Below are 11,498 nucleotides of genomic sequence, written 5' to 3'. Positions count from 1 at the left end.
TCTGCTGCATGTGGACGCAGACCTGGCCCAGCGCGTGGCCGACGGCCTGGGGCTGCCGGCACTGCCCCCTGCCCCGGCCACCACCGAGCCGGTGCAGGACCTGCCCCTGTCGCCCGCCCTGCGCATCATCGACCGCATGAAGCCCACGCTGCAGGGCCGCTCCATCGGCATCTTGGTGGCCGACGGCTCCAACGGCGCCTCGGTGGCCAACCTGCGCAAGGCGCTGGAGAAAGTCGGCGCCACCGTGAAGATCGTGGCCCCCAAGGTGGGCGGTGCCGTGCTGAAAGACGGCACGCTGCTGCCCGCCGACGGCCAGCTGGCGGGCACGCCATCGGTGGTGTTTGACGCCGTGGCCTCCATCCTGTCGCCCGACATGGGCGCACAGCTGGCCAAGGAGGCGGCGGCCGTGGACTGGTTCCGCGACGCGTTCGGCCACCTCAAGGCCATTGCCGCCTGCAAGGGCACGCGGGCCATCCTGCAGGCCGGTGGCATCGAGCCCGATGCAGGCGTGGTGGACCCGGCCGACGCCCAGGGCTTCATCGCCGCCGCCCAGACCCGCCAGTGGGAGCGTGAACCCAAAGTGCGCACCCTGGCCTGAAGCCCCACCTTTTCGTTCACCCCACCACCCCAAGGAGCCCCCATGCCCAAAAGCCACTACGACAGCCATCAACTCGACGATCTCGTCCTGCAGATGATGGAGACCGAACTCGGCGGCGAACAGGTGTACCGCACCGCCCTCACCTGCGCCATCAACCCCGACCTGAAGAAGGAATGGCAAGGTTATCTAGAAGAAACGCTGGCGCACCAGAACGTGGTGCGCGGCATCTGCGATGCGCTGGGCCTGGACCCCGACACGCAGTCGCCCACGCGGGCCGTGGTCAAGCACATTGGCACTTCCTTGGTGCAGGCGATGCAGCTGGCCAAAAAGTCTGGCAGCCCCGACGCCGCACAGCTGGTGGCCTGCGAATGTGTGGTGCACGCGGAGACCAAGGACCACGCCAACTGGGAACTGCTGGGCCAGGTCGCCAAGGTGGCCACGGGCGATGTGGGCCACACCCTCAAGGTAGCGCACAAGGCCGTGGAAAAAGACGAGGACCACCACCTGTACCACACCAAAGGCTGGTGCCGCGAGCTGGCCATTCAGGCCCTGGGCATGCCCGCCGTGCTACCCCCGCCCGAGGAGGTCAAGAACGTGGAGACCGCCATTGGCGCATCGCGCGCCGAGCAGCAGCGCACGGCCATGCTGTGACCGGGTTGAGGGGCCGCACGGCAGGCCCCGTGGCAGCAAACGCTCCTAAAAATATAGCTGCAAGCGCTTCATGTACTAGCGCCTGCAGCTATTTTTGCTTGATTTCCATGCAAAACATGCTTCTCAGGCCAACGGCGGCGGGGTCTCCTGCGGCAACTCTGCAGCGCCGGGGGCTTCGGCCAATGTGGCCAGCCCTTTGCCGCTGCGCTTGCTGGTGTACAGCGCCCGGTCCGCCCGGTCCATGAGCGCGGGCATGGATTCCACAGCAGGGCCCTGGAACAAAGCGACCCCAACGCTTGCGCCAGTCAGCACGTGTTGGCCACTGTCGAGTCCGATGGGCGCCACCAGCGCTGCCAGCACCTTGTGGGCCAGTTCCATGGCGGCCTCGGGGGACGCCACAGCGTTCAGCACCAGTGCAAATTCGTCGCCGCCCAGGCGGGCGGCGGTGTCATTGGCGCGGGCCAGCCCGGCCAGACGCTGCGCCACACGCACCAGCACCTGGTCGCCACTGCCATGCCCCAGGCTGTCATTGACCGCCTTGAAACCATCCAGGTCGACCAGCAACAACGCGCCCGCACGGTGGTCACGGTAGGCCGTCAGCACCGCCTGCGACAAGCGGTCTTCAAACAGGCGCCGGTTGGGCAGCCCCGTCAGGCGGTCGTGGCTGGCCAGGGCCAGCACCTGCTGGTGGGCGCGCACCAGCCGAGCGCTCAACAGCCCCAGCACCAGCGCGAACGCGTAGGCCAGCATCACCACCAGCGCGGGTGCACGGCCTGCAGCCCCCCACCCGCCGGTGGGGACCGCGCCCAGGATCCAGCTGCCGCCACCCGGCAAGGGCACATCGAGCGTGGCCGGATCCTCGTCGAACAACTGAGGGCGGCCGATGAACACCGCGCCCTGCGCGCCCATGGCGTCCAGTCCACGTGCCGCCACCTGAAAACCCATCTGGTCGGAGTTCAGGCCCACGTCGGCGAACAGGGTGTCGGCATTGACGGTGAGCGACACGATGCCCCAGTAACGGGGCCCACCCACCGGTGCACGCCCCGGCGGATGCGCCAGAAACACCGGCGTGCGGCTGATGATGCCGAGCCCCCCTTGCACCAGCGGAATGGGACCTGCAACGACGGTTCGGCGGGTCTGGATGGCCCGCTCCACCGCACCACGCTGCTGCGGGTTGTCCAGGTACCGCAGGCCAATCGCTCGCTCATTGCCCACGCGCGGGTACACATCGCTGATGACGTTGTCGGGCGCCAGAGCCAGGTTGCGGATATTGCGCTGGTGCTCCAGCAGGCGGCCCACTACGGTGGCAAAGATGTCGGGCGACATGCTGCCTTGTGCGGCAATGAAGGCGGATACCGTTTCGGGCACCGACAGCGTGCTTTGCAATTGCCTGTCCAGGCGGTCGCGGATCTGCAGCAGGTGGCTTTGCGCCTGCGCAGCAATCTCGGCCCGCGCCTTGGTGTGAGAGATATCGATGACCACCCAGGCCAGCAAGGCGGCCAGTGTGCTGCTGCACACACCCACCGCGAGGGGCAGGTACCGGTGATGGATCCAGTTCGAAGGGAGGCGGCTGGTGGGCATGAATGAGGTCCGGGATGGGTGCCGGATGGTGCCATGGTCTGTGCAGACCGGCCAGCACCGAATGCGCAGACGCTGGCCGCTGGGATGGCATCCAGGTCGGTCAGTGCAAGGGCCTCACGTAGGCCCCTCAGGGGACGCACCGCCCGCGCTGCGAATCCGGGCGGGGGTCAGGTGTATGACCCGCCGCCCGCTCGACGGCCCTTACTGCGCCACAAACCCGCTGGTCTTGATGATGCGCGTCCAGGCCTCGGTGTAGGCCTTCTCGCGCGTGGCCAGTTGCTGGGGCGACATGTAGCCCACCGTCAGGCCCATGGCGGTCAGGTGCTCGCGCACATCGGGCTGGGCCACCACCTTGGCCAGCGCGTTCGAGAAGTCGGTGATGAACTTTTGCGGCGTGCCGGTGGGTGCGTAGATGCCGTAGTACGGCAGGTCTTCAAAACCCTTGAGGCCCATCTCGTCGAACGTGGGCACATCGGGCATGGAGGCCTGGCGCTTGGTGCCCAGCACGCCCACCACGCGCACCTTGCCGGCCTTGTGGTTTTCCATGAAGTCCTGCACCGAGGCCACGCCCGCGCTGATCTGGTTGCCCAGCATGTCGGCCATCATGGGGGCGCTGCCCCGGTAAGGTGCCGAGACCAGGTCCAGCTGGTACTTTTGCCCGACCAGCTTGACCAGAAACTCTGGAGTGGAAGCTGGCGCAGGAATACCCACCGCGCCCTTGCTGCCACCGGCCGTCTTGACCCACTGCACGTATTCGGTGAACGACTTGGCCGGCGTACCGCCCGACACGGCAAACGCATTCACAAACGTGGCAAAACCGCCCACCGCCACGAAGTCGCGCGCGGGTTCGTAGCCGGGGTTCTTCACCACCTGGGGCAGGATGGAGATGGTGTGGTCGTGCGTGAGGAACAGCGTGGTGCCGTCGGGCGCCGAGGCCTTGAGTGCCTGCGCGGCAATCTGGCCGCCCGCGCCGGKGCGGTTTTCGACCACCACGGGCTGGCCCAGCTCATCCTTGAGCTTCTCGGACAGCGTGCGCGCAATGGCGTCCGTACCGCCGCCGGGCGGAAAACCCACAAGCAGGCGGATGGGCTTGGCCTGCTGGGCGGACGCCAGGCCCACGGCCAGCGCGGCGCCCACAAAAGCACCCGTGCGCACAAGGCGGGACAGCAGGCTGCGGCGAGAAGTTGTCATGAAAAAGCTCCAGGGTAGAGGGTCAACAGGCGGTGCAAAGATCAGGCCAGGCGGGCGCGGTGGCGCRCCAGCTGGGCACGCACCTGCGCCGGGGCCGTGCCGCCCAGCGTGTTGCGGGCGTTGAGCGAGCCCCGCAGGCTCAGGCACTCATACACATCCTTCTCGATGGCGGGGTGAAAGCCCTGCAGCACGGTCAGGGGCAGCTCCGACAGGTCACACGCATGGGTGGTGGCSGCCTTCACGGCGTGGGCCACSGTYTCGTGCGCRTCGCGGAAGGGCAGGCCCTTCTTSACSAGGTAGTCGGCCAGGTCGGTGGCSGTGGCRTAGCCCTTGAGTACGGCCTGCTCCATGGCCTGGGCGTTGACGGTGATGCCGCCCTCTTTCTTGCCCGTGGCGGGGTTCAACTGGCCGCCGAYCATCTCGGCRAAGATACGCAGCGTGTCCTTGAGCGTGTCCACGGTGTCGAACAGCGGTTCTTTGTCTTCCTGGTTGTCCTTGTTGTAGGCCAGGGGCTGGCCCTTCATCAGCGTGATCAAACCCATCAGGTGACCGACCACGCGGCCCGTCTTGCCGCGCGCCAGTTCAGGTACGTCGGGGTTTTTCTTCTGCGGCATGATCGACGAGCCGGTGGTGAAACGGTCGGCGATCTTGATGAAGCCGAAGTTCTGGCTCATCCAGATGATGAGTTCTTCGGACAGGCGGCTCACGTGCACCATGCACAGGCTGGCMGCGGCGGTGAATTCGATSGCRAAGTCGCGGTCGCTCACGGCGTCCAGGCTGTTCTGGCACACCACGGGGGTTCCGTTCGCATCCACCATGCCCAGCGTCTTGGCCACGCGCTCCCGGTCCAGCGGGTAGGTGGTGCCGGCCAGGGCCGCGCTGCCCAGCGGCAGCACATTGGTGCGGCGGCGCACGTCGGCCATACGCTCGGCGTCGCGCTTGAACATCTCCACATAGGCCAGCATGTGGTGGCCGAAGCTCACCGGCTGCGCTACCTGCAGGTGGGTGAAGCCGGGCAGGATCACCTCGAYGTTCTKCTCGGCSAYGTCSACCAGCGACASCTGCAGCKCYWYSAGCAGGTCGCCGATCAGGTCGATCTCGCCGCGCAGCCACAGGCGCACGTCGGTGGCSACCTGGTCGTTGCGGCTGCGGCCGGTGTGCAGTCGCTTGCCRGCGTCGCCCACCAGCTGSGTCAGSCGGGCYTCGATGTTCAGGTGCACGTCTTCCAGGTCCAGCTTCCACTCGAAGGCGCCGGACTCGATTTCCGACGTGATCTGGGCCATGCCGCGCTGGATGGAGGCGTGGTCTTCGGCACTGATGATGCCCTGCGCGGCCAGCATCTCGGCGTGCGCCAGGCTACCCGCAATGTCGGCCTGCCACAGGCGCTTGTCGAAGAAAACGCTGGAGGTGTAGCGCTTGACCAGGTCGCTCATGGGCTCGGAAAACAGCGCCGACCAGGCCTGGGCCTTGGTGTCGAGCTGGTTGTGGGACGGCGCAGAGTCGGCGCTGGTGGCTTGGGCTTTGGACATAAGGAGGGCAATAATCCGGTGGTTCAGACACCCGGACTGTCCGGATGCCGCAATGCAAAACACCCAAATTTTATCGACCCAGCCCCCGCCGCCGGATTCCGCCCTGCCAGACAGGCCTGCGCGCAGCGTGCGGGCCGCTGCGGGCGCCGGGCCTGGCGGGCAGCCGCCACGTGGGCGGGCCCTGGTGTTCGATGCGTGCCAGGTCGGTGTGGTGCTGCGGGCGGTGCTGTTTGTGGAGGTGGTGGTGGGCGTGGGTGCCATGTATGGCGCCGGCAGCCCCGTCGAATGGCTGGCCAGCCTGGCGCTGCTGACCGGCGGCGCGCTGCCGGCCACGCTGGTGTGGCTGATCACGGCCTGCAGCCTCAAGACGGTGCTGCAGCGCCTGTCCACCGCGCAGCAATATGCCGCCGGGGTGCTGCTGGGGGCCGTGGCCGGTGCCTATGCCTGCGCCATGCTGGCGCTGGTGGGCCTGTCGGCATCGCCGCCCTGGCTGGCCAGCGCAGCGACAGGCGCGTTGCTGGCGGCCATGCTGGTGGCTGCGCTGGTGCTGCGCGCCCGGGGCCGCACCCCGGCAGCCACCACGGCGCGCCTGACCGAGCTGCAGTCGCGCATCCGCCCGCATTTTTTGTTCAACACACTCAACAGCGCCATTGCGCTGGTGCGTGAGGAGCCGGCCAAGGCCGAGTCGCTGCTCGAAGACCTGTCGGACCTGTTCCGCGTGGCCCTCATCGAGCAGGGCGAATCGACCACGCTGGCCGAGGAGATCACCCTGGCGCGCCGCTACCTGGGCATTGAGCAGGTGCGCTTTGGCAAGCGCCTGCAGGTGCAGTGGAACCTGGACCCACGCACCGACAGCGCGCGCCTGCCGCCGCTGCTGCTGCAGCCGCTGGTGGAAAACGCCGTCAARCAYGGCGTGGAGCCCAGCSCCSGGGGCGSCAAGCTGCGCGTGCTGACCGAGCTGCGCGGCACCCGCGTGGTGGTACGCATCACCAACACCCTGCCCCCCAAAGAGGGCAAAACCGGCAAACACGACGAGCCCAGCACGCGGGGCCATGGCATCGCACTGGCTAACGTGCGCGCGCGGCTGGCCTTGCTGCATGACGTGCAGGGCGAATTCACCGCTGGCGTGCAGGACGGGCTGTACCAGGTGCGCATCACCCTGCCCGCCGCCGACCCCACCCCTGCCGCCCGCCCGCGCACACCCTTGCGCGGGCGTGGCGACCTGGGGGGCGGCTACCGCCGAGGCGCGGTGGCCCCGACCGAACCTACCCCCTCCAAACCCCATGAACATCCTGATCGTTGACGACGAAGCCCTGGCGCGCAGCCGCTTGCGCACCCTGCTGTCCGACTGCTCGGACATCCAGCGCTGCACGGTGGCAGAGGCCTCCAACGCCGCCGAGACCATGGCGCTGCTGGGTCCCACCGGGGGGCGTGGGTACGACCTGGTGCTGCTGGACATCCACATGCCCGGCCAGGACGGCCTGGCCCTGGCCCATGCACTGCAGGCCCTGCCCCAGCCCCCGGCCGTGGTGTTTGTGACGGCCCACGCCGACCACGCAGTGAGCGCGTTCGAGCTGGATGCCGTGGACTACCTGACCAAACCCGTGCGCCGTGAGCGCCTGCAGCAGGCCCTGGCCAAAGTGCAGCGCACCAGCCGCCCCGCAGGGCCCAGCGCCGTGCCCAGCCTGCCCGAGGGCGAGACCCTGCTGATCCAGGACCGGGGCCGCACCGAACGCCTGCCGCTGACCGAGGTGCTGTACTTCAAGGCCGAGCAGAAATACGTGACCGTGCGCACCACCACGCGCAGCTACATCATGGACGGCTCGCTGAGCGAGCTGGAAGCCAAGTTTGCACCGCGCTTCCTGCGCATCCACCGCAATGCGCTGGTGGCGCGCCGCGCCGTGCGCGCGCTGGAAAAGCACTACGACCCAGAGGAGGGCGAAGGCTGGGCGGTGCGGTTACAGGGATCGACCGAGCTGCTGGCGGTGTCGCGGCGGCAGGTGGCGGCCGTGCGCGAGGAGCTGGCGCGCTAGCAGGAGGGCTGCGCAGGCCTGTGAGGGCCTTGGAACACCCCTACAGATATTTTTTTAGCCATTTTGGCCGCCAGTGCTAGTTCCATATGCCTGAGCAGCTATCAATGAGATAGCAAATCTCCTGTGGCTGCAGGCGGTGCGGCCACCAGCCGCCCCAGCGCCTCCACGCCCACAGGCGGCTGCGCCAGCCAGGGCAGCACGTAGGTGCGCTGCGCCAGACCGCTGGCGATGCGTGCGGCCTGCTGTTGCTCGCCCGCCAGCCGGGCCTGCAGCAAGGGGTCGCTGGTGCCGGTGGCCGCCACGCTTTTGTTGATGACCCAGGCCCAGGGCTCGATGCGGGCGCGGCGCAGGTCGTCCTGCAGCGCGGCGGCCTGGCTCACGGGCGTGACCTCGGGCAGCGTGACGATGACCACATGGGTCATGTCGGCGTCCTGCAGGCGCATCAGCGGCGTGATGATGTGCTTGGCGTTCACGTTGCCTTCGTACTGCTGCGTCATCTGCCGGTGGTAGGCGCCGGTGGCGTCCATCAGCAGCAGGCTGTGGCCGGTGGGCGCCGTGTCCAGCACCACAAAGGCGCTGCGGGCCTCGTTGACCACGCGGCTGAAGGCGTGGAACACGGCTACCTCTTCGGTACAGGGCGATTGCAGGTCTTCCAGCAGCAGGGCGCGGCCCGCGTCGTCCAGCGCCTTGCCGCGTGTGGCCATGATCTTGTCGATGTAGGCCTGGGTCTCGGCGTGCGGGTCGATGCGCCCCACCTTCAGGCCCGGCAGGCTGCCATCGAGCTGGCTTTGCACATGGGCCGCCGGGTCGGTGGTGGTGAGGTGCACGCTGTGCCCACGCTGCACCAGGCCCACGGCCAGCGCGGTGGCGATGGTGGTCTTGCCCACGCCGCCCTTGCCCATCACCATGATGAGGCCGTGGCCCTTGGCGGCCAGCGCGTCGGCCAGGGATGACAGCGGTTCTGCCTGCAACAGCACACCCGCCGTGGCAGCAGGCGCGCCCAATGGCACATCGCCACCGCCCAGCAATGCCCGCAGCGCAGGCAGGCCCACGGTGTCAAAGGCACGCAGCGGCACCTCGTCGCGCGGCAAATGCGCCAGCGCATCGGGCATCTGGTCCATGGCTTCGCGGCCCAGGGCCTCGATGGCGTCGGCCGCCGCGTCCTGCCCCGGCTGGCTGGCATGGAACACGCCATTGATGGCCAGGCGCTGGTTGGCCAGGCCCAGGGCGCGCAGCTCCAGCGCGGTGCGCGCGGCCTCTTGCATGGGTCGGGGGTCGGGGCGGGTGACCAGCACCACGGTGGTCAGGGCCGGGTCGCTCAGCGCGGCCAGGGCGGCGTTGAAGCGCGCCTCCTGCATCTTGAGGCCCGAGTGCGGCCCCAGGCACGAGGCGCCCCGGTCATTGCCGGCCAGGAATCCGGTCCAGGCCTTGGGCAGGCTCAGCAGGCGCAGCGTGTGGCCGGTGGGGGCCGTGTCGAACACCACATGGTCGAACACATGGCCGGTGTCATTGCCCTCGCTGGCCAGCAGCGCGGCAAATTCGTCAAATGCAGCGATCTCGGTGGTGCAGGCGCCCGAGAGTTGCTCGCGCACTGTCGCGCGTTCATCGCTGCTGGCGGTGGCCTCCAGCTGCGCCAGCACGCGCTGGCGGTAGGACTCGGCGGCGGTATCGGGGTCGATGTTGAGCATGTGCAGCCCCGGCACCCCGGGCACGGCCACTGGCTGGTTGGACAGCGGCACGCCCAGCATTTCATCCAGGTTGGAGGCCGCATCGGTGCTGACCAGCAGCACCTGGCGGCCCGCATCCGCCAGGGCAATGGCCGCAGCCGTGGACAGCGATGTCTTGCCCACCCCACCCTTGCCCGTGAAGAACAGGAAACGCGTGGGCTGGGCGAGCAGCCCGAGGGAGATGGGGGTGGCGTGTGGGGCAGTCATGGGCCCAGCATGGCAGAACCGTTCGGCACGGCCTTGAGCCAGGTCAAGTGCGTCAGTGCGCGTGCGCCGCCCCGCTCACCAGCGTGACCACGGCCATGCCGGCAATCAGCCAGGCAATCTGCAACACGGTTTCGCGCGCGGTCAGGCGTTTTTGCAGCTGGGGGATCAGGTCAGCCAGCGCCACGTACACAAAACTGCTCGACGCCACGGCCAGGAAGTACGGCAAAAAGTCTTGCAACTGCCCCACCAGAAAGTAGCCCACCACCCCGCCCAGCGCCGTCACGGCCCCCGCCAGCGACACCTTCACCAGCGCCATGCGGCGGTTGGGGCTGGTCTGGCGCAGCACCACCAGGTCGCCCATGTGGTGCGGCACCTCATGCGCGAGCACCGACACGGCGGCAATCACCCCCAGGCGAATGTCAGCCATGAAGGCCGAGGCGATCAGGATGCCGTCACCAAAACAATGCACGCTGTCGCCCGTGAGCACCGCCCAGCCTCCCGAGCGCGGGCCGTGGTGGTGGTGGTGCGCGTGGCCGTGGTCATGGCCGGTTTCATGGCCATGGTCATGGTGGGCATGGCTATGGGCAGCGGTCTCTGCGTGGCTGTGCTCATGCCCGTGGTGCCACAGTTCGGCCTTGTCCAGCAAAAAGAAGAACACCACACCCACCAGCAGGGTGGCAAACAGATCGTGGGCGCCCGCCTGGCTCTCGAACGCCTCGGGCAACAGGTGCATGAAGGCCGTGGCCAGCAAGGCGCCCGCCGCCAGGCTGAGCAGGTGCTGCGGCCCCACGCTGTCGCTCCGCCCACCCAGGCCCAGCCGCATGAGCAAGGCGGCCAGCCACACGCTGCCGATACCAGCGGCCAGTGTGGCCAGAATGATTGCTACCAAAGTCATAGCTTATTGCGCTTTATCTTTAAGCCTTGGCTCATTTTTTATTCAGAATCTGCACGCCCGATGCAAGATGAAAAAAGCCGCCCCGGGTGTGGGGCGGCTGCGGGTGGCCTGGTGGGCCGGGGGTTTTTGCATCAAACCACACCGTGCGTCTTGAACCAGGCCAGCGCACGCTTCCAGCCGTCTTCGGCCGCTTCCTTGCGGTAGCTGGCGCGGTAGTCGGCATGGAAGGCATGCGGTGCATCGGGGTACACCACAAATTCCGACGCCTTGGCCTGTGGCGAGCCACTGGACAAGGCCGCTTTCATCTTATCAACCGTGTCAAGAGGGATGCCGGTGTCTTTTTCACCATACAGGCCCAGCACCGGCGCCTTGAGGATGGGGGCCAGGTCCACAGGGTGCTTGGGGGTGAGCTCGCTCGCTTGCCCCACCAGCCGCCCGTACCATGCCACGCCGGCCTTGACGGGGCCGTGTGCGGCATACAGCCAGGTGATGCGGCCACCCCAGCAAAAGCCGGTGATCCCCACCCGGGCGCCATCGCCCCCGTTGGCTGCGGCCCATGCCACAGCGCCGTCCAGGTCGGCCATCACCTGGGCGTCGGGCACCTTGGACACCACTTCAGCCATCAGCTTGGCAATGTCGGTATAGGTGGTGGCATCGCCCTGGCGCGCGTACAGCTGTGGGGCAATGGCCAGGTAGCCCGCCTTGGCAAAGCGGCGGCAGGTGTCGGCGATGTATTCGTGCACGCCAAAAACTTCCTGGATCACCAGCACCACGGGCAGGCCGGTCTTGCCAGCCGGTGCTGCGCGGTAGGCCGGCACCTTGAAGCCATTGACCGTGAAGCTCACTTCCCCCACCGTCAGACCGTCTGCCGGCGTGGCAATGGCCGTTTGCGCCATGATGGGGGCGGCCGCCGCCGCATAACCCAGGCCCAGCGCTGCCTGCAGCGCAGTGCGGCGCGTGGCGCCCGCTTCGGTGGTGCGGCCCGGCAGGAGCGCCTGGGCGTCGGCATGGAGGTCGTCATTGAACATCGGTTTTCTCCAAAAAAAGGGGGGATGGGCCACGGGGTGGAAACTGCCAGCCCAGGAG

The 11,498-nt window shown here is 67.9% G+C and carries 9 protein-coding genes and 1 pseudogene; 4 read left to right on the top strand and 6 right to left on the bottom strand.

What is annotated here, in order from left to right:
• Both AC04MI_RS19745 and AC04MI_RS19740 read left to right on the top strand, forming a co-directional pair.
• Nucleotides 1-598, top strand: a pseudogene (locus AC04MI_RS19745) (catalase); the annotation flags it as partial.
• A gap of 42 nt (nt 599-640) precedes the next feature.
• On the top strand, nt 641-1,249 hold the full coding sequence (locus AC04MI_RS19740; RefSeq protein WP_056061194.1) for a hypothetical protein: 609 nt from the start codon (nt 641-643) through the stop codon (nt 1,247-1,249).
• A gap of 123 nt (nt 1,250-1,372) precedes the next feature.
• Here AC04MI_RS19740 and AC04MI_RS19735 read toward each other — a convergent pair whose 3' ends face one another.
• From AC04MI_RS19735 to argH, 3 genes are all read right to left on the bottom strand, one after another.
• Complete coding sequence (locus AC04MI_RS19735; protein ID WP_436078053.1) at nt 1,373-2,830, bottom strand: diguanylate cyclase domain-containing protein; 1,458 nt, start codon at nt 2,828-2,830, stop codon at nt 1,373-1,375.
• A 201-nt stretch (nt 2,831-3,031) separates the two neighbouring features.
• Entirely contained in the window at nt 3,032-4,021 is a 990-nt protein-coding gene (locus AC04MI_RS19730) for a Bug family tripartite tricarboxylate transporter substrate binding protein (RefSeq protein WP_476498488.1), read from the bottom strand.
• A gap of 41 nt (nt 4,022-4,062) precedes the next feature.
• The gene (gene argH / locus AC04MI_RS19725; protein ID WP_476498487.1) at nt 4,063-5,550 is read right to left on the bottom strand and encodes an argininosuccinate lyase; all 1,488 of its coding nucleotides are present in this window, start codon (nt 5,548-5,550) and stop codon (nt 4,063-4,065) included.
• Nucleotides 5,551-5,602: 52 nt separating this feature from the next.
• Here argH and AC04MI_RS19720 point away from each other — a divergent pair, with 52 nt between their 5' ends.
• Nucleotides 5,603-6,853 (top strand): sensor histidine kinase, encoded by a 1,251-nt coding sequence (locus tag AC04MI_RS19720; RefSeq protein WP_476498486.1) that lies wholly within the window; start codon nt 5,603-5,605, stop codon nt 6,851-6,853.
• Nucleotides 6,834-7,583, top strand: a complete 750-nt coding sequence (locus tag AC04MI_RS19715) for a LytR/AlgR family response regulator transcription factor (protein WP_056061176.1) — start codon at nt 6,834-6,836, stop codon at nt 7,581-7,583. The genes AC04MI_RS19720 and AC04MI_RS19715 overlap by 20 nt, the downstream gene beginning before the upstream one ends.
• A 101-nt stretch (nt 7,584-7,684) precedes the next feature.
• On the opposite strand, the gene arsA is transcribed toward AC04MI_RS19715, so the two are convergent.
• From arsA to AC04MI_RS19700, 3 genes are all read right to left on the bottom strand, one after another.
• A complete protein-coding gene (arsA, locus tag AC04MI_RS19710) occupies nt 7,685-9,517 on the bottom strand; it encodes an arsenical pump-driving ATPase (RefSeq protein WP_436078056.1) in 1,833 nt (610 codons plus the stop codon).
• A 52-nt stretch (nt 9,518-9,569) separates the two neighbouring features.
• Entirely contained in the window at nt 9,570-10,412 is an 843-nt protein-coding gene (locus AC04MI_RS19705; RefSeq protein ID WP_436078057.1) for a ZIP family metal transporter, read from the bottom strand.
• 131 nt (nt 10,413-10,543) lie between these two features.
• Nucleotides 10,544-11,440, bottom strand: a complete 897-nt coding sequence (locus tag AC04MI_RS19700) for a dienelactone hydrolase family protein (RefSeq protein WP_436078058.1) — start codon at nt 11,438-11,440, stop codon at nt 10,544-10,546.
• Nucleotides 11,441-11,498 lie beyond the last annotated feature (58 nt).

The sequence above is a fragment of the Acidovorax sp. LjRoot204 genome (genome assembly GCF_056175785.1).
Note: the sequence above shows the minus strand (reverse complement) of the source record. Positions and strands in the feature narration are given on the sequence as shown.